This window comes from Mycobacterium sp. 236(2023) (genome assembly GCF_029623955.1).
GTDB lineage: Bacteria > Actinomycetota > Actinomycetes > Mycobacteriales > Mycobacteriaceae > Mycobacterium.
Genome location: NZ_JARSBP010000002.1, coordinates 1207173 through 1225872, shown reverse-complemented (window position 1 = coordinate 1225872; position 18700 = coordinate 1207173). Strand labels below are relative to the sequence as shown.

General features: G+C 66.0%; 17 protein-coding genes. 7 read left to right on the top strand and 10 right to left on the bottom strand.

Annotation, left to right across the window (positions count from 1 at the left end):
- Positions 1-13 precede the first annotated feature (13 nt).
- Genes P9A17_RS08380 through P9A17_RS08360 form a run of 5 tightly spaced genes read left to right on the top strand, consistent with a single transcriptional unit; the run spans position 14 to position 6068 of the window.
- Complete coding sequence (locus tag P9A17_RS08380; RefSeq protein ID WP_278038087.1) at positions 14-826, top strand: enoyl-CoA hydratase/isomerase family protein; 813 nt, start codon at positions 14-16, stop codon at positions 824-826.
- Positions 823-1605, top strand: a complete 783-nt coding sequence (locus P9A17_RS08375; protein ID WP_278038086.1) for an enoyl-CoA hydratase/isomerase family protein — start codon at positions 823-825, stop codon at positions 1603-1605. The genes P9A17_RS08380 and P9A17_RS08375 overlap by 4 nt, the downstream gene beginning before the upstream one ends.
- The gene (locus P9A17_RS08370) at positions 1605-3050 is read left to right on the top strand and encodes an AMP-binding protein (protein ID WP_278038085.1); all 1446 of its coding nucleotides are present in this window, start codon (positions 1605-1607) and stop codon (positions 3048-3050) included. The genes P9A17_RS08375 and P9A17_RS08370 overlap by 1 nt, the downstream gene beginning before the upstream one ends.
- A complete protein-coding gene (locus P9A17_RS08365; RefSeq protein ID WP_278038084.1) occupies positions 3047-4573 on the top strand; it encodes a class I adenylate-forming enzyme family protein in 1527 nt (508 codons plus the stop codon). The genes P9A17_RS08370 and P9A17_RS08365 overlap by 4 nt, the downstream gene beginning before the upstream one ends.
- Positions 4566-6068 (top strand): class I adenylate-forming enzyme family protein, encoded by a 1503-nt coding sequence (locus P9A17_RS08360; RefSeq protein ID WP_278038083.1) that lies wholly within the window; start codon positions 4566-4568, stop codon positions 6066-6068. The genes P9A17_RS08365 and P9A17_RS08360 overlap by 8 nt, the downstream gene beginning before the upstream one ends.
- A 3-nt stretch (positions 6069-6071) precedes the next feature.
- On the opposite strand, the gene P9A17_RS08355 is transcribed toward P9A17_RS08360, so the two are convergent.
- The 7 genes from P9A17_RS08355 to fabG all read right to left on the bottom strand — a co-directional run bounded on the left by P9A17_RS08355 (position 6072) and on the right by fabG (position 13112).
- Positions 6072-7091 carry an NAD-dependent epimerase/dehydratase family protein gene (locus P9A17_RS08355; RefSeq protein WP_278038082.1) on the bottom strand — a complete coding sequence of 340 codons (1020 nt, stop codon included), beginning with the start codon at positions 7089-7091 and terminating at the stop codon, positions 6072-6074.
- 6 nt (positions 7092-7097) lie between these two features.
- Complete coding sequence (locus P9A17_RS08350; RefSeq protein ID WP_347403830.1) at positions 7098-7946, bottom strand: alpha/beta hydrolase; 849 nt, start codon at positions 7944-7946, stop codon at positions 7098-7100.
- 170 nt (positions 7947-8116) lie between these two features.
- The gene (locus P9A17_RS08345) at positions 8117-9301 is read right to left on the bottom strand and encodes a CoA transferase (protein ID WP_278038081.1); all 1185 of its coding nucleotides are present in this window, start codon (positions 9299-9301) and stop codon (positions 8117-8119) included.
- A complete protein-coding gene (locus P9A17_RS08340; protein ID WP_278038080.1) occupies positions 9301-9969 on the bottom strand; it encodes a GntR family transcriptional regulator in 669 nt (222 codons plus the stop codon). The genes P9A17_RS08345 and P9A17_RS08340 overlap by 1 nt, the downstream gene beginning before the upstream one ends.
- Before the next feature lie 4 nt (positions 9970-9973).
- Positions 9974-11167: an acyl-CoA dehydrogenase family protein gene (locus tag P9A17_RS08335; RefSeq protein WP_278038079.1), complete on the bottom strand. Its 1194-nt coding sequence runs from the start codon at positions 11165-11167 to the stop codon at positions 9974-9976.
- Positions 11164-12375, bottom strand: coding sequence for an acetyl-CoA C-acetyltransferase (locus P9A17_RS08330; RefSeq protein ID WP_278038078.1), 1212 nt, complete (start codon positions 12373-12375; stop codon positions 11164-11166). Before P9A17_RS08330 ends, P9A17_RS08335 begins: the two co-directional genes overlap by 4 nt.
- On the bottom strand, positions 12375-13112 hold the full coding sequence (fabG, locus tag P9A17_RS08325) for a 3-oxoacyl-ACP reductase FabG (RefSeq protein ID WP_278038077.1): 738 nt from the start codon (positions 13110-13112) through the stop codon (positions 12375-12377). The genes P9A17_RS08330 and fabG overlap by 1 nt, the downstream gene beginning before the upstream one ends.
- Before the next feature lie 118 nt (positions 13113-13230).
- Here fabG and P9A17_RS08320 point away from each other — a divergent pair, with 118 nt between their 5' ends.
- Together P9A17_RS08320 and P9A17_RS08315 are read left to right on the top strand one after the other, a co-directional pair.
- Positions 13231-14418: an acyl-CoA dehydrogenase family protein gene (locus tag P9A17_RS08320; protein ID WP_278038076.1), complete on the top strand. Its 1188-nt coding sequence runs from the start codon at positions 13231-13233 to the stop codon at positions 14416-14418.
- The gene (locus P9A17_RS08315; RefSeq protein WP_278038075.1) at positions 14415-15236 is read left to right on the top strand and encodes a mycofactocin-coupled SDR family oxidoreductase; all 822 of its coding nucleotides are present in this window, start codon (positions 14415-14417) and stop codon (positions 15234-15236) included. Before P9A17_RS08320 ends, P9A17_RS08315 begins: the two co-directional genes overlap by 4 nt.
- Here P9A17_RS08315 and P9A17_RS08310 read toward each other — a convergent pair.
- From P9A17_RS08310 to P9A17_RS08300, 3 genes are all read right to left on the bottom strand, one after another.
- A complete protein-coding gene (locus tag P9A17_RS08310) occupies positions 15227-16120 on the bottom strand; it encodes an alpha/beta fold hydrolase (protein ID WP_278038074.1) in 894 nt (297 codons plus the stop codon). The two genes, P9A17_RS08315 and P9A17_RS08310, sit on opposite strands and share 10 nt — an antisense overlap.
- Complete coding sequence (locus P9A17_RS08305; RefSeq protein WP_278038073.1) at positions 16120-17451, bottom strand: NAD(P)-binding domain-containing protein; 1332 nt, start codon at positions 17449-17451, stop codon at positions 16120-16122. The genes P9A17_RS08310 and P9A17_RS08305 overlap by 1 nt, the downstream gene beginning before the upstream one ends.
- Positions 17452-17543: 92 nt before the next feature.
- Positions 17544-17996 carry a MaoC family dehydratase gene (locus P9A17_RS08300; RefSeq protein ID WP_278038072.1) on the bottom strand — a complete coding sequence of 151 codons (453 nt, stop codon included), beginning with the start codon at positions 17994-17996 and terminating at the stop codon, positions 17544-17546.
- Between the last annotated feature and the right edge of the window lie 704 nt (positions 17997-18700).

Genomic DNA, 18700 nt, shown 5'->3' with positions numbered 1-18700 from the left:
CGAAAGAAGGCCCGTGAGTCCCTCCAGCTACGACACCATCTCCTACGACGTCGACGGCCACAAGGCCACCATCACACTCAATCGGCCCGAGGCTCTCAACGCGCTGTCGCCCCACATGGTGACCGAACTACGCGCCGCCTACGACGAAGCCGAGGGCGACGACAACATCTGGCTGATGATCGTCACCGGGACGGGCCGGGCGTTCTGCACCGGCGCCGACGTCAAGGAGATCCCCGAGGACGGCAAGGTGATCTACGAGCGTCCCTACCTGTCCACCTACGACCAGTGGGAGGCGCCGCAGGAAGGCACTCCCCCGTTCCGCCGGATGGCCAAACCTGTTCTCGCCGCGATCAACGGGATCTGCTGCGGGGCCGGCCTGGACTGGGTCACCACCGGTGACATCGTCATCGCCTCCGACAAAGCCACCTTCTTCGACCCCCATGTGAGCATCGGACTGGTCGCCGCGCGTGAGATGGTGCGGCTGGCCCGCGCGCTGCCACGATCTGTGGCCCTGCGAATGGCGTTGATGGGCAAGCACGAACGGATGTCAGCGGAACGCGCCTACGAACTCGGCATGATCACCGAGGTCGTCGAACACGACAAGCTGCTCGAGCGCGCCCACGAGATCGCTGACATCGTGAACTCCAACGCGCCGCTGGCAGTTCGCGGCACCCGGCTGGCCATCCACAAGACACTCGACCTGCCTCTCCTGGAGGGCGAGATCCTCGCCGAGACGTTCCGCGAGCGGGTGGTCCGCACCGAAGACGCCCAGGAAGGGCCGCTGGCCTTCGTCGAGAAGCGCACACCCAATTGGCAGTGCCGATGACGCAGTTCGACACCATCCTTCTCGACCTCGACCACGACAGTCGCGTCGCGACCGTCACGCTGAACCGGCCCGAGGCGTTGAACTCGTTCAACCGGACCATGTGCGAGGAGATGCGCGACGTCTGGCACACGATCAAGTCCGACGAGGAGATCAACGCTGTCGTGCTGCGCGCGGCAGGCGAGCGAGCCTTCAGCGCCGGCCTCGATGTGAAATCCAGTTACGGGCAGCCCGAGATCGTCTGGAACCACGAGGATCCGGGTGAACTTCTGAGTCCGAAATGGCAGAAGATGTGGAAGCCGGTGGTGTGCGCCGTCCAGGGCATGTGCACCGCCGGGGCGCTGTACTTCGTCAACGAGGCCGACGTCGTCATCTGCTCCGACGGCGCGACCTTCTTCGACTCCCATGTCAGCGCCGGACTGGTCTCCGCACTGGAACCCGTCGGGCTCATGCGACGCGTCGGTCTCGGCGACACACTCCGGATGGCGTTGATGGGCAACGACGAACGTGTCGGAGCGCAGACCGCGCTGCGGATCGGGTTGGTCACCGAAGTGGTTGCCGAGGGCCAACTCTGGGACCGCGCACAGGAGATCGCCGCCACCATCGCCGCCAAACCACCGACCGCCACACAGGGCACGGTCAAGGCGATCTGGGAATCGCTCGACAAGCCGTACCGGACAGCGATGGACCAGGGCCTGATCTACACCCGCCTCGGGAACCCGATCGCCAAAGCCGAGCTGGCGAAGCGTCCCATCCCGAAATCGAAGCCGCGGGTCCGCTAGTGCGTCATCCCCTGTCGCGGCGGATCGACGACGTGCTCGCGATCGAGCCCACCGCCCCAGCAATCCAGTTCAGCGGCGAATGGTCCACCTGGGGCCAGGTGGGCACGCTCACGGCGCGCATCCGTGATCTCGTCGGCACCGCACGGGCCGGAATCATGCTGCGCAACAGCCCGGTCCACATCGCCGCATTGCTCGGTGTGCTGTCGGCAGGTGGCACCGTCGTCGTCATCAACCCGTCGCGCGGTAACGACCGGACCCGGGCAGACATCGACCAGTTGCGTCTGCCGATCATCATCGGCACCGCCGACGACCTCGCTGCGCTCGCGTCCGGGACCTCGGCGACGACGATCGCACTGTCCGATCTGGATTCCCCGCCGGACGTCGCGCCCGGCGCCGCGACCGACCACCCGGGCCGGCCCGGCGTCGCGGTCTGGATGCTCACCAGCGGAACCACCGGTCCCCCCAAACGGGTGGACCTCACCTACGAGATGCTGGCCCGCAGCGTCATGGGACGGGAACCGTCGAAGTCGCCGTCCCCCACCGAACTTCGTCGGGGCGTCGCGATCGTCAACTCTCCACTCGTCCACGTCGGCGGGGTGTTCCGGGTGTTGCTCTGTCTGGCCGAGGCCCGCCCGTTCGTCCTGCTCCCGAAATTCGACCTTCGGCAGTGGGCCGATGCCGTGCGTGAGCACCGACCGAAGGCGGTGTCGCTGGTACCCGCCGCGCTACGCATGGTGCTGCACTCCGACCTGACCCGCGACGACCTCGACAGTGTGCGCGCGGTGACGTCGGGAACGGCACCGTTGTCAGCCGAAGACGCCGACGCGTTCACCGAGAAGTTCGGCATCCCGGTGTTGACATCCTATGCGGCAACCGAATTCGGCGGCGGCGTCGCGAGCTGGACGCTGGCCGACCACCAGAAGCACTGGCGCGACAAGCGTGGCAGCGTTGGCCGGGCCAACCCGGGCGCGCGCCTTCGCGTCGTCGACGACAACCGCATCGAAGTCCCGCCCGGCGGGCAAGGCCTCCTCGAGGTCATCCCGGCGCAATTGGCCGAAAGCGGCGAATGGATGCAAACCACCGACGTGGCGCGCATCGACGCCGACGGATTTCTCTGGATCCTCGGACGCGCCGACCAGGCGATCATCCGCGGCGGCTTCAAGGTGATGCCCGACGACGTCAAATCCGCGATCGAGGGGCACCCCGCCGTTGCCGGCGCCGCAGTGGTCGGCCGGCCCGACGAGCGGCTCGGCGAGACGCCGGTCGCCCTCGTCGAGCTTCGCGCGGGCACCACCGTCACATCCGAGGAGCTGCTCGCGTATCTCCAGACCCGCTTGGCGCGCTACGAGATTCCCACAGCGGTGGTGATCACCGGCGAGATTCCCCGGACCCCTTCTGGTAAGCCCGATCTCACCGCCGTCCGGTCGCATTTCCCCGCGCCGTGAGCCCCGCGCCGACCACCATCGCCGGCGTCCTGCGCGAGCAGCGTCGGTACGCCGACAAACCCCTGCTGATCTGTGACGACGAACACCTCACCTATGTCGAGGCCGACACCCGATCGGCGGTGCTGGCCGAGCATCTCGTCGAACTCGGCGCGGGCAAGGGAACGCACATCGGCCTGCTGTATCCCAACGGACCGCAGTTCGCCGTCGCCACGCTGGCCGCCGCGCGTATCGGTGCCGTCGTCGTCCCCTTTTCCACCTTCAGCACCGCCCCGGAACTTCGCAGGCAGCTTCTCGACAGCGACGTCGCCATCCTTCTCGCGACGTCGGCGTACCGGGGGCACGACTTCGTGGCCGACCTCGGCGAAGTGGTCGGACTGCCGACTGCCGAGGGTCCGCTGTTCAGTGCCGAGATCCCGGTGTTGCGCCACATCGTCTTCGACGTCGAGGCCGTCGCCGGTGGCGGGCCCGCGATCCTGGAAGGCCTCGAAGATCAGGTCGACGGCTCTGACGTGCTCGCGATCATCTACACGTCGGGCTCGACGAGTGATCCCAAAGGTGTCGTCCACACCCACGGGTCGCTGATCGCACACCAGCGAAGTCTCAACGGGATTCGCGGGCTCACCGACGACGATCGCCTGTTCTGCAACTCACCGTTCTTCTGGATCGGCGGCTTCGCGTTCGGGCTTCTTGCTACCCTCCTCGCCGGTGCCACGCTGATCTGTTCGAACGCCACCGACGCCGCAATCACACTCGATCTCCTCGAATCCGAGAAGCCCACTGTCACCAACGGCTTCGTGGCAGGAATCGCCCACCTCGCCCGTCATCCGACCTTCGCCTCCCGCGACCTGTCCTCGATGCGGCGCGGCAATCTGTACCCCATCATGGCCCCCGAGACCAGGCCCGCGGATCCGGCTTTGCGGCACAACATGCTCGGCATGACCGAGGCCGGCAGCGTCGTACTGCTCAGCGGCGACGAATCCGACCAGCCCGAATCCCGGCGTGGCTCCTACGGTTACCTGGCACCGGGCTTCGAGGCACGCATCGTCGACAGCGAGCTCCTGCTGCGCGGCCCCCATTTGATGCAGGGTTATTACGGCCGCAGCCGCGAGGAGACCTTCGACGCCGACGGCTGGTTCCGCACCGGAGACCTGGTGCGCCGTGACGACGACGGACTGTTCTACTTCATCGGTCGGGCCGGCTCGATGATCAAGACCGCCGGCGCCAACGTCGCCCCCGCCGAGGTCGAGAAGGCTGTCACCGCAGCACTGCAGACAATCGACGCCAGCGTCGCGGTGCACGTCCTCGGCCTGCCCGACGACGAACGAGGGCAGATCGTGGCCGCTGCGATCGCGACCGACTCCGGCGCGGTGATCGACCGCGACACCGTGTCCGGTGCCGTGCGATCGCTGTTGTCCGCGTACAAGATCCCACGCCGGGTCGTTTCGCTGCGGCACGGCGACGTCCCGATGCTGTCCAGCGGGAAGGTCGACCTCCCCGCGCTGCGAAAGCTCTTCGATGAGTGAAACCATCGACGGATTGATCCGCGACCGAGCATTGCTGGGGTCGAAGGATGCGATCGTCGATCCCGTCGACCGGATCACCTATGGCGAGATGGACCGGGATTCCCGCGACCTCGGCGCGGCGTTCGTCGCCGCGGGAATCGGCAAGGGTGCGCGGGTCGCCCTGCTGATGCCCAACGGTGTGGAATGGGCCCGAATCGGACTGGCGCTCATGCGCATCGGCGCGGTACTCGTGCCGTTGAGCACACTGCTGACACCACCCGAGCTGGCCGCCCACCTGCGGACCGCCTCGGTGCAGCATCTCATCGCCGTCGAAGAGTTCCGCGGGCACCGCTACCTCGATCAACTCGAAGGACCGCTGCCTGCCCTGCGAACCATCTGGACTGCCGAGGAGGTAGCCGCACTGCCGCGTCATCCGGCTGCGGTCAGCACCGCCGAGGCGATGGCACGCGGCATCCGGCCCGCCGATCCGATGGCGATCATGTTCACCTCCGGCAGCAGCGGACCACCCAAGGGAGTTCGGCACTCCCACGGCAACGCCCTCGGCGCGGTCCGATCCGGACTCGCGGCACGCTGCATCGGCGCCGACACCCGGCTCTACCTGCCGATGCCGTTCTTCTGGGTCGGCGGGTTCGGCGGCGGCCTGTTGTCGGCACTCGCCGCCGGCGCGACATTGGTGACCGAGCCTGTCCCCCAGCCTGATTCGACATTGCGCCTGCTTGCCGCAGAGCGGGTGACGCTGTTCCGGGGCTGGCCCGATCAAGCCGAAGCGCTCGCGCGACACCTGCCCGCGTCGAGGGTGCAGCTCACGACACTGAGACCGGGCAGCCTCGACGCGCTGCTTCCAGCCGGGCTGCAAGGGCGACCCGGATCCCGTGCCCGGCTGTTCGGCATGACGGAGTCGTTCGGGCCCTACTGCGGCTATGCCGCCGATACCGACATGCCCGAAGCAGCGTGGGGCAGCTGCGGAAAACCATTCTCCGACGTAAATGTTCGGATAGCAGACCCCGACACCGGCGACACCGTGCCGGCAGGAACCATCGGGATGATCCACATCCGCGGCCCGCACATCTTGCGCGGCATCTGCGGTCGGACCCGTGAGGAGGTGTTCACCGCCGACGGCTACTATCCGACCGGCGACCTCGGCCACCTGACGGACGACGGATTCCTGTTCTACGACGGCCGCTCCGACGACATGTTCAAGGTCAGCGGCGCCACCGTGTACCCCATCGAAGTGGAGCAGGCGCTCCGCACCCTCGTCGGTGTCCTGGCGGCATTCGTGACCAATGTGCCGGGCCCGCAGGGCAATCGCGTCGGGGCGGCCGTCGTGTGCGACCCCACCCACACTGCCGACGGGCTTCGCGAGGCGGCACGCAAGGTGCTCAGCAGCTTCAAGGTGCCCACGGTCTGGACACTCCTCGACAACGACTCGGTGATCCCCCGGGGTGCGACGGGCAAGGTCGACACCGTGCGGTTGCGTGATCTGCTGAGCGGCTGACCGCTATCCGGTGTCGAGTAGGGAGCGGGCGGTGTCGAGGATCGTGTCGTGCACCGGACGCGGCATCCAGCCGAGGAGTTCCTTCGCTTTGGCGTTACTGATTCGCGGGCGTTTGCCGAGTTGACTGAGCGCCTCGCGAAACACCGGATCGCTCTGCGCCAACTCCCGGACCTCTTCGTCGGAGAATTCGGCAGTCGGGACCCTGCTCGCCGATTCGCCCAGCCCCTTGCGGAGAATCGTCGCCGGACCCAGAAAGCTCTGCGCGGGGCCGTCGGCGACGACGAGGATGCGTTCGCCTGCCGCCGCATCTGTGGTCATCGCGCGAAGGTGGGCGTCTGCGACGTCGCGAACGTCGACCACCCCGAAGTATTGCGGCAGCACACGTTCCATCTCGCCGGTGAGCATCGCCTGGATGAACCGCACCGACGTCGACAGGTGCTCGCCGATCGTCGGTCCGAAGATCCCGACCGGGACGATCGTCGTCAGTTCGAGGCTTTCCCCTTCGGAGGCAACGAAGTCCCACGCGGCGCGTTCGGCGATGGCCTTCGAACGGATGTAGGCCGTGTTCGTGTCGGACGGGTCCGTCCAGTCGGCCTCCGACCAGTTGTCCGTACTGCTGGGCGAGTAGCCGACCGCGGCGAAGGATGAGGTCAGCACCACCCGCGAGCATCCGGCGTCGCGTGCCGCGGCCAACACCCTCAGCGTCCCATCCCGTGCGGGGGCGATGATCTCGTCGTCGGTGCGGGGTGTGTGCGACGGGAACGGTGAGGCGACGTGCATCACAAACGTTGTGCCAGTGGCTGCTTCGCGCCAGCCCTCATCGGCGCCGAGATCGGTGAGGGCGAACTCCAGCCTGCCGGTGTCGAGCGCCTCGGCGGCGACATTTCGGCGCACCTCGTCGGCACGCCGGTCACTGCGGACCGCCGCGCGGACGCGGTAACCGCGGCGCAGTAGCTGGTTGACCACATGGCTGCCGACGTAACCTGCGGCCCCTGTGACGAGTACGGTCGTATCGCTGTGCATTGGGGATTACCGCGCGAACACGTTCTGCAGAGTCCGAATCGCGAGATCGATGGCGGCAGAAGCCGCCGCTGTGTCCCTGACCGGATTGAGCATCATGAAGTCGTGGATGATGCCGTTGACACGCACGCTCGTGGTACGGACGCCCGCCGCGGTCAACTTGCGCGCGTAGGCTTCACCTTCGTCGCGCAGGACGTCGTTCTCGTCGACGATCACCAGTGCGGGCGGAAGCCCACGAAGATCGTCGCGCGTCGCCCGCAGCGGGGACGCCGTGATCTCTGACCGCAAGGCGATGTCGGGAAGATAGCAATCCCAGAACCACGCCATCGATTTCGCCGTCAGGAACGGGCCGTCGGCGAACTCTGCGTAACTCGCCGCGTCTTGCGCCGCATCGGTGACCGGGTAGTACATCGACTGATGAACGAACGTGACGTCGCCGCGCTGCTTCGCCATGAGGGCTACCGCCGCAGTCATGTTGCTGCCCACGGAATCTCCCGCGACGGCAAGCCGTCCGGCATCCAGGCCTTCATCCGCTCCGTGGCGGGTGATCCATTGCCCCGTCGCGTATGCCTGTTCGATCGCGACGGGGTAGCGGGCCTCCGGTGACCGGTCGTACTCCACGAAGACGACCGCTGCGTGGGCACCCACGGCAAGCTCACGTACCAACCGGTCGTGCGTGCCGGCGTTCCCGAGAACCCAGCCGCCACCGTGAATGTAGAGCACGACGGGGAGCGGGCCGTCACTACGGGCGGGGGTGACAATTCGCACCGGGACGTCTCCGACGTCGCACGGGACGGTGATCCATCGTTCCTCGACGTCGAGCTTGCCGACCGGAGCGGCCTGCACGTCGTCGAGCACTTTTCAGGCGCCCACCGGCCCCAGTTAGTAGAGAAACGGTGGCTTGGCGGTCGCATCCGCGAAGGCTTGCGCCGCAGGTTCCAGCACGTGTTTATCGGTCATGAATCCAGGAATACCAGCGGCCGGTGCCGCGATCACCCCGGAAAGTCCGTAGTCCTCGCGACCCGTGGTCAGACGACGGACCGCTCCCGCAGCCCGGCGATCTCGTCGTCGGTGTAGCCGATTTCTGCGAGGATCTCGCCGGTGTGCTCGCCGAGCAGCGGCGCCCGACGACGAATCTCGCCCGGGGTGGCCGAGAGCCGGAAGGGTGTCTCGATGATCGGCACGCCCTGCGAGGTCCCGGGAAACGGAATCCGCTGCAGGTAGCCCATCGCCTGCACATGGGGGTCGTCGAGGACATCCTGCGTGGAATGCATCGGCGCGGCAGGCAGTTTCGCGGCCTCCAAGAGTTCGAGCACCTCGGCCTTGGTCTTGCCGGCGCACCAGTCGGCCATGATGCCGTTGAGCACATCACCGTGCTTCCACCGCAGATCGTCGTCGGCGAACCGCGGATCGTCGAACAGATCGAGCCGCTCGACCAGGCGGCACCATCGTCTGAACATCGGCGCCCCGGCGATCTGCAACAGGACCCAGCCGTCGTCAGAAGTCCGGTACAGGTCGCAGGGCGCCACCGAGGCGCCTTGATTGCCCATGCGGGGCTTGTCGATGCCGAGCAGGTCTCGCTCGATCAGGAAGGCGTTCGACAGCATCATCGCCGTAGGCAGCAACGCCCCTTCGACGTGCTGGCCCACGCCGGTGCGGTCGCGGTGGAACAGCGCCATCATGACCCCGATGGTCAGCGTGAGCGCCGTGCCGAAGTCCGCATACGGCACCACCGTCCGGATGGGCATCTCCGGCAGACCCTGTCGGTAGACCGCGCCCGACATCACCTGGCCGGCGCCGTCGAACCCGATTCGCTCACTGTAGGGCCCGCCCTCGCCGTAGGCCGTCGCGCTGGCAAGGATGATGTCGGCCTTGATCGCCCGCAGCGTCTCGTAATCCAGACCGCTGGAACGCATTCCGGCCGCTGGCATGTTGGCGACGACGATGTCCGCGTCGGCCACCAGCTTGCGGGTGATCTCTTTACCTTCGTCGGTGGTGGTGTCCAGCGTCAGCGACCGCTTGTTGCGGTTGCACTGCAGGAAGGTGCCGCCCTCCCCACCCTCGGTGACCGACTGCACCCAGCGGTCCTCACCGCCTTCGCGTTTCTCCACCCGGATCACGTCGGCACCCATGTCGGCGAGCAACGCCGAGCACCATGGTGCTGCGATGAACCTGCCGTAGTCGAGCACGCGTATGCCGTCGAGAACCCCCATCAGCTGACCACCCCGCGGTCGGTGAGATGGTCGATCAGCGGCCCCGCGGCCGCACACAGGTGTTTCGACATGGCCGACCGCGCCGCCTCCCCGTCGCGCTTCTTCAGTGCGGCGAGGAGCAGGCGGTGATCCTTCATCGAATGGGCGGGCCAGCCTTTGACGGTGGGATACACCGATTCGAGCGCGAACCGGGTGATCTGTCCCATCAGCTGTGCGAGTTTCGGTGACCCCGCCGCGAGGTTGACAGCCCGGTGGAACTCGTGGTTGAGCCGCACCGCGGCCTCGTGATCGTCTGCTTTGTAGGCGCTTTCGAGTTCCTGCTGGATGCGGGTAAGGTCGCGCAGCTGTTCGTCGGTGATGCACTCGGCGGCGCGGCTGGCTAGCACCCCGCCGATGTGGGCCTGCACGTCGGCGACATCGGCGATATCGCGTTTCGTGATCGGCAGGACGACGAATCCGCGCCGCGGCAACAGGTCCAGCAGACCCTCGGCGCGCAGCCCGAACAGCGCCTCCCGCACCGGGGTGACACTGATACCGAGTTCGGCAGCCAACTGCTCCAACCGGATGTACTTCCCCGCCGGATAGGTGCCCTCGAAGATGCGTCGGCGCACGAACCGGGCGACGTCCTCGGCCAGCTGCGGCCTGGCCGCGAATTCGGGGATGCTCATCGCCCTAGACCCGGTAATCTGCCAGCAGTCTCTTGCTGATGATGTTCTTCTGGATCTCGCTGGTGCCTTCACCGATGAGCAGGAACGGGGCGTCGCGCATCAGCCGCTCGATCTCGTACTCCTTGGAGTAGCCGTACCCGCCGTGGATCCGGAAGCTCTGCTGGGTCACCTCGGCACACACCTCGCTCGCGAAGTACTTGGCCATGCCCGCCGCGACATCGTTGCGGTCGCCGGAGTCCTTGAGCCGCGCCGCGTTGACCATCATCAGGTGCGCTGCCTCGACTTTGGTTGCCATCTCGGCCAATTGGAACGCGATGGCCTGGTGTTCGGCGATCGGCTTGCCGAAGGTGCTGCGCTGCTGGGCATACCGGACCGCCAGCTCGAACGCCCGCACCCCGACCCCGCAAGCACGGGCGGACACGTTCACCCGTCCGACCTCGACGCCGTCCATCATCTGGAAGAAGCCCTGCCCCGGCGCCTCGCCGAGGATGTCGGTGGCCTTGGCCTGGTACCCGTCGAAGACGAGCTCGGTGGTGTCGATGCCTTTGTAGCCGAGTTTGTCGAGCTTGCCCGGAATGGTCAGCCCCGGGACGACTTCGCCGAAGCCCGTGGGCTTTTCGACCAGGAACGCCGTCAGGTTGCGGTGGGCCTTGTCGGCGCCCTCGTCGGTACGGACCAGTGTCGCGACCAGTGTCGAACTGCCGCCGTTGGTGAGCCACATCTTCTGGCCGTCGATCGTGTAGGTGCCGTCGCCGTTGTTCTTGGCGCGGGTGCGGATCGCCGCGACATCGGATCCGAGTTCGGGTTCCGACATCGAGAATGCGCCCCGTGTCTCGCCGGTGGCCATTCGCGGAAGGTGGTGCTGCTTCTGCGCATCGGTGCCGTGCTGGCGGATCATGTACGCGACGATGAAGTGGGTGTTGATGACACCCGAGACGCTCATCCAGCCGCGCGCCAGTTCCTCGACACACAGAGCGTAGGTGAGCAGCGATTCCCCCAGTCCGCCGTACTCCTCCGGGATCATGAGCCCGAACAGGCCCATCTCCTTCATGGCGTCGACTATCGCCTGCGGGTAGGTGTCGCCGTGCTCGAGTTCCTGGGCGGTCGGGATGACTTCCTTGTCGACGAATTGCCGTACCGTCGAGACGATCTCGGTTTGAAACTCGGTCAGGCCAAGCGTCTGAGCCAGTCTTGTCATGACACCCTCTCGAAAACAGCCGCGAGACCCTGCCCGCCACCGATGCACATCGTCTCCAGGCCGTAGCGGCCGTCGCGCCGGTGCAGCTCACGCGCCAGGGTCGCAAGCATCCGTCCGCCCGTCGCACCGACGGGATGCCCCAACGAGATTCCGGAACCGTGGACGTTGGTGCGCTCCAGGTCCGCGTCGGTGAACGTGAACTCCCGCATACAGGCCAACGCCTGCGCGGCGAACGCCTCGTTCAGTTCGATGAGATCCATGTCCGCCAGTGTGAGGCCGGCCTTGGCCAGGGCGACGTCAGTGGCGGGGACGGGACCTATGCCCATCACGTTGGGGGCAACCCCGGCGACACCCCAGGACACGATCCGGACGAGTGGTTGCAGGCCGAGTTCGGCGGCCTTCTCCGGAGTCGTCACCAGACACATCGACGCGGCGTCGTTCTGGCCGCTGGAGTTTCCTGCGGTGACGGTGGCCTCGGGATCCGACTTGCCCAGTACGGGTTTGAGTTTGGCGAGCGCCTCGACCGACGTGTCGGAGCGCGGATGCTCGTCGGTATCGATCACCTCGTCGCCGGAGCGACTGGATACCGTCACCGGCACGATCGTCTCCGCGAGCAGGCCGTCCTTCTGGGCCGCCACCGCACGCTGATGCGACCGCACGGCGAGTTCGTCCTGCTCCTGCCGCCCGATTCCGTACTCACGGCGCAGATTCTCCGCGGTCTCGAGCATGCCGCCCGGTACCGGATAGTTCTTGCCTCCGGCGGTGCTGCGACCGCGGGCCAGCGCGTCGTGCACAGTGACGCCGCTTCTGGCTCCGCCCCAGCGCATGTCGGTCGAGTGGAAGACGACGTTGCTCATCGATTCGGCGCCGCCGGCGACGACGAGATCGTTGTTGCCGCTTGCCACTTGCATGGCTGCCTGGATGACGGCCTGCAGTCCTGAACCGCAGCGCCGGTCGATCTGCATGCCGGGCACGCTCACCGGCAGGCCCGCGTCGAGGGCGATCACCCTGCCGATGGCGGGTGCTTCCATGCTCGGGTAGCAGTGTCCGACGATGACGTCCTCGACCACCTCGGGTGCGACCCCGGTGCGGTCGAGGAGTCCCTGCAGTGCCACAACCCCGAGCTCGACGGCTGTCAGCGACTTGAACATCCCGTTGTAGCGTCCGATCGGTGTGCGGACCGGTTCGCAGATGACCGCGTCGCGCATCACAGGTGCCGTCCGCCGGTGACCTCCAGGACGGTGCCCGTCATGTAGGACGACAGATCCGAGGCCAGGAACAGTGCGACGTTGGCGACCTCGTCGGGTTCGCCGGCCCGTCCCATCGGGACCTCGGCGACCTTGGAGTCCCAAATACGTTGCGGCATGGCCTCTGTCATGGCCGATCGGATGAGACCGGGCTGGATGGCGTTGACCCGGACGCCGAGGTAGGCGAGCTCCTTGGATGCGGCCTTGGTCATGCCGACGATCCCGGCTTTGGCGGCCGAGTAGTTGGTCTGCCCGACCATGCCGACCTTTCCGGAGATCGACGACATGTTCACGATCGCGCCGCGCTTGTTCTCCCGCATGACCGCACCCGCGGCACGCAGTCCGTTCCAGGTGCCCTTCAGGTGCACGGCGATCACCTGGTCGAAGTCATCCTCACTCATCTTGCGCATCGTCGCGTCGCGGGTGATCCCCGCGTTGTTGACCATGACGTCGAGCCCGCCGAACTCGACCGCCGCCGCGACCAGCGCCTCCACTTCGGCAGCGTTCGTCACGTCGCACCGGACCGCGCGGGCCACGTCGGCGCCGCCGAGTTTCTCGGCGGCGACCTGCGTGGCATCCAGGTTCAGGTCACCGAGCACGACCCGCGCACCCTCGTCGACGAACCGCTGCGCGATCGCGAAACCCAATCCCTGAGCCGCTCCGGTGACCACGGCGGTCCGACCTGCCAGCAATGACATCTGTTTCACCCATCCTCGTGCCCGTAAGGGATGCCCGACATTCGGGACGCTATCGTATTTCATATACGATATTGGCCGTTCACGTCCCCCGCGAGATCGCCCCGAGGAGCACCTGACGATGACCGCACCTGAAGTCAGCGACGAGGATTTCGAGGCGATCCTGTCGCAGACCCGCCACTTCGTCCGTACCGCCGTGGTGCCGCGTGAACAGGAGATCCTCGCCGACGACCGCGTGCCCGACGACCTGCGGGAGCAGGTCAAGAAGATGGGTCTGTTCGGTTATGCGATCCCCCAGGAGTGGGGTGGACTCGGCCTGAACCTCGCCCAGGACGTCGAACTGGCGATGGAACTGGGCTACACATCGCTGGCGTTGCGCTCGATGTTCGGGACCAACAACGGCATTGCCGGTCAGGTGCTCGTCGGCTACGGCACCGACGAACAGAAGTCGGCGTGGCTGGAGGGAATCGCCTCAGGCGACGTGGTCGCTTCCTTCGCGCTCACCGAACCCGGTGCCGGCTCGAATCCGTCCGGTCTGCGGACCAAGGCCGTGCGTGACGGGTCCGGGACAGACGCAGACTGGATCATCAACGGGCAGAAGCAATACATCACCAACGCTCCCGACGCCGACCTGTTCGTCACGTTCGCCAGGAGCAGACCGGCCGACGATAAGGGCGCCGGTATCGCCGTCTTCCTCGTTCCCGCCGACAGCCCGGGGGTCGAGGTCGGCGCCAAGGACAAGAAGATGGGCCAGGAGGGCGCCTGGACCGCGGACGTGAGTTTCACCGACGTGCGAGTCCCCGCAAGCGCACTCGTCGGCGGAGCCGAGGACATCGGTTACCGCGCCGCGATGACGTCACTGGCGCGCGGCCGCGTCCACATCGCGGCACTGGCGGTCGGCACCGCACAGCGCGCACTCGACGAGTCGGTGGCCTATGCCGCCACCGCGACACAAGGTGGCACACGCATCGGGGTCTTCCAACTTGTGCAGGCGATGCTGGCCGACCAGCAGACCGGCGTGATGGCCGGCCGCGCACTGGTCCGCGACGCTGCCCACCGGTGGGTCACCGAGCAGGATCGCCGCATCGCGCCGTCTGCCGCCAAGCTCTTCTGCACCGAGATGGCGGGCAAGGTCGCTGATCTCGCGGTCCAGATCCACGGCGGCAGTGGCTATATGCGCGACGTGCCGGTCGAGCGGATCTACCGCGACGTGCGCTTGTTGAGGTTGTACGAGGGCACCAGTGAGATTCAGAGATTGATCATCGGAGGAGGACTAGTGAAGGCAGCGGCGAAGGCGGGCAAGCGATGACCGGCAGGCTGGACGGACGGGTCGCCTTCATCACCGGCGCTGCCCGCGGGCAGGGCCGGGCGCACGCGGTGCGGATGGCCAACGAGGGCGCCGACATCATCGCGGTCGACATCGCGGGTCCGCTGCCCGCGTGCGTGCGCTACGACCCTGCTACTCCCGACGACCTGGCCGAGACCGTGAAATTGGTGGAGGCGACGGGTCGCCGCATTCTGGCGTCGGCGGTCGACACCCGCGACTGCGACGGGCTGAACGCCGCGGTGGCAACCGGGGTAGCCGAACTCGGCAGGCTGGACGTCATCGTTGCCAATGCCGGTGTTGCCGCGCCTCAGGTGTGGGATCAAATTCGGCCTGAAGACTTCCGCGACGTGATGGACATCAATGTGACCGGAACGTGGAATGCGGTGATGGCCGGTGCCCAGAAGATCATCGACGGTGGCCGCGGCGGCTCGATCATCCTGATCAGCTCTGCAGCGGGAGTCAAGATGCAGCCGTTCATGATTCACTACACGGCCAGCAAGCATGCGGTCACCGGCATGGCGCGCGCCTTCGCTGCCGAATTGGGTAAACATTCGATCCGCGTGAATAGCGTTCACCCGGGCCCGGTTCTGACTCCCATGGGTAGCGGCGAAATGGCCGCGGCGATCGGTAAGACGCTGGAGACGAACCCGCAGTTGCAGCACATGATGACGCCCTTTCTACCGACCTGGGTGTTGGAACCGGAGGACATCGCCGACACCGTGTGCTGGCTGGCCAGCGACGAGGCCAGATACATCACTGCGAGCGCGATCGCGGTGGATCAGGGCTCCACTCAGTACTGAGCGCCCACGGCTTTTCTCAGGAACGCGACCTGATCGTCGACGGTCTTGTCGAACCAGTCGTTGCCCGGCCAGACATCGAAGTGGTCGCACGGGTAATGGTGCACCTGTGCCCGGCCGTGCGCGGCGGTCGTCGCGACGGCACCGGCGGGAACGTACTGGTCGAAGTCGGCGATCTGGACCAGAAGCGGGCACCTCAGCTTCTTGGCTGCCGCCGTGGTGCGCACCCCGAGGACCTCCAGCCCGATCGAGCTGTCGATCTCGTTGCGCCACGTGGGACCTGCGAGCGCGGTGTAGCTTTCGAAGGCACCGGCGAGCGCCAGCGCACCCGACTCCCCCACGGGTGAGACCAAGGGCATGAGCGTGGGAGTCTGACCGCGCCGCACCGCGATTCGGCTCTTGATGCCGGTCAGCGTCCAGCGCAACGACGTGACGACGTCGCGTGACGACGCGGCGGCGCGGCTCACGGCGATCCCGCTCGTCAACGGCGTCAATGCGATCACCGCCCCGATGTCACCCCGCTCGGCGGCCACCTGCAGGACGTGCCCGCCGGAGAACGAGGCGCCCCAGACCGCGATCCGGCCGGGATCTACCCCGTCGAGCCCCTTGGCCGCCTCAACGGCGGCGTGGTAGTCGTCGATCTGTTTGCGCACCGAAAGCGATTGCCGGGGTTGGCCTCCCGATGCTCCGAAGCCTCGGTAATCGAACGCGAACACGTCGAAGCCCGCCGAGGCGAACCGTGTGGCGAACGGTTCCAGACCGGAATCCTTGGTACCGCCAAAGCCATGGGCCATGACGATCACCGCACGTTTCGTGCCCGCAGCGGCGAAATGCCATGCGCTGCAGGTATCGCCACCGCTGACGAAGCTGATCTCGGTATGGGCCATCACACCGCCACCCGCGCCGCCCGCTTGATGCCCGCGGGGATCTCGCGCGTGCGCAGATCGTGCTCGTAGATGAAGTAGTCGACCTGCTGGGTGTGGCGCGGACGGTCGGTGCAGTGACCGGCGTGAAGGTGTTGGTCAGCGTCGATGACGCGCTCCATCTCGTCGACCGGCGGTAGCACGTACCGTCCGACGGCGTAGGCGGCGAGCAGACGCGCTTGGCACTCGACGAACGGGAACAACGTCGGCACCGCCTGGGCGAAGCCCATGAAGACCAGATTGTCCATGCCCGGCAGGAACATTCGCTTGTACAGGCGCAAAGTGTTGCCCGGGGCGCTGATGAAGTCGGGATCGAAGAACGGGAACGTGATGTTGTATCCGGTCGCGTAGACGATGACGTCGAAGTCGCTGCTCGTGCCGTCGATGAAATGCACGGTGTCGCCGTCGAGGCGTTCGACGTTCGGCTTCGGGGTGACGTCGCCCGAGCCCAACCGCAACGGCAACTCGACCGACTGGGTGGGATGCGCTTCGAACAGCTTGTGATCCGCAGGCGGCAGGCCGTACATCGTCGGATCGGTCCCCAGCATCGGGGCGATGAACTGAACGGCCTTGCGCTGCCACGACAGTGGCAGGTGAGGTGAGGTTCGGAACAGCGTGTCGCCGGGCCGTCCCGCAATGTATTTCGGCACGATCCAGGCTGACGACCTGGTCGACAACGTCACCTGGTTACGCAGAGCCTTGGACGAGAGTTCGACGGTGATGTCGGCGGCACTGTTGCCGATCCCGACGACGAGGATGCGTTTGCCGGTGAGCGCCAGTGGTGTCGTGGGGTCGATGTAGGAGTGCGAGTGGATCGACTCACCGGCGAACGCGCCGGGAAAGTCGGGCAACCGGGGGTCCCAATGGTGGCCGTTGCCGACCACCAGGAGGTCGAATTGCCGTTGTGCTCCGGCCTGATCGCGGATGAGCCACGTGCCGTCGTCGGCCTTGGCCGCGTGCACCACGCCGTTGCCGAACTCGATGTGATCGAGCAACCCGAACACCTCGGCGTAGTCGTCGAGGTATGCCTTGACCTCCGAGTGGTGTGGGAACGACGGGTAATGGGCCGGCATCGGATAGTCCTTGAACGACAACCGATCCTTGGACGTGTCGATGTGCAACGACCGGTAGGCACTGCTGTGCCCGTTGGGATTACCGAACGCCCAGTTCCCGCCGACACGATCTGACGTCTCGAAGGTGGTGTAGTCGACGCCGTAGTCCTTGAGCATCTTGCCTGCGGTCAGGCCACTGATTCCGGCCCCGATGATCGCAACCCGCGGGTGTGTTTGTTGCACCGTCGCTCCTCACGCCAAATGGCAATCTAGAAGCGTTTTTGACGTACGTCAATAGTTTCTGACGCATGTCGCCGCGGTGCGGAGGTCCGGACTCAGCCGATGAACCGCACGATCGATTCGGCCACCGCCGCCGGCTTCGAAGCGCCCTCGATTTCGACCGTCGTCGTCAGGGTCGCCTGGACGGCGTTGTCGAGCTGAGCCACCGACGTGATCTCGGCCCGGGCACGCAGCTTGGCGCCGACGCGAACCGGCGTGATGAATCGAACCTTGTTATAGCCGTAATTGATTGCCATCGCGACATTGCCGACCGTATAGAGCTGGTGGGTGAAATGCGGGAGCAGCGACAGCGTCAGCAGCCCGTGCGCGATGGTTCCTCCGAACGGCCCGTCCGCCGCACGATCGGGATCGACGTGGATCCACTGATGGTCCTCGGTCGCGTCGGCGAACAGGTTGACCCGATCCTGGGTGATCTCCAGCCATTCGGTGGGGCCGAGCTGCGCACCTTCGGCTGCGACCAACTCGGTCAGATCGTTGAACTTCTTCACGCCATCTCTCCTTTGGGAGCCGTTCTCCGATGTCGGGTCCGGGCGTCGTCAACGCTCACAGATCCGGCGCTCACTGTGCCACACCGCGAAAAAGAAACCATCCCGACGCCCCCCGATGTCGCCATCCGACAATGGCAATAATTGGCGTTACGCCGTCCATTTATGACGCCTCTCCGAATTCGCGATCGCGCCCACAGCGCCGTCGCTTCCGGTAGCCCAAAGACCGGGATAGACACAAAAATCGGGCTGGACGAGACCGTCAAATGTCGGTGCCGAGAATCCACGGCTGCGACAAAAACACCTTTCAGCAAATTTTTTCGAACTCGCTTCCCGGGCGCGGCAAATTCGCTGGGCGTGCCTCTGAATAGCCCGTCAATATTGAGTTACCCGGCGGTAACCATTCGTGGACGAGCATTCTTGTATGCACACCGGCTAAACAATGCGACGTCCCGTGCGACTTCGCGAGCAAAATTGTTCTTTCCCCTGCACCGCGCCGTGGTCCCCGCTCTACAGACCTGCAATGTTCGCTAAACCGCAAGAAGAGGCAATTTGACCTGCACGTACCGAGAAATTATTGATAGCTCATCTATCGGCTTAGCGCACGAAACCGCTTTCGGGCAATCAGCGGTGGTCGCCGAATTGATGGACACGAGACCTTGATAACTAACACTGCGCGGTCTTGTAGCGAGATACTTGACGGGCGT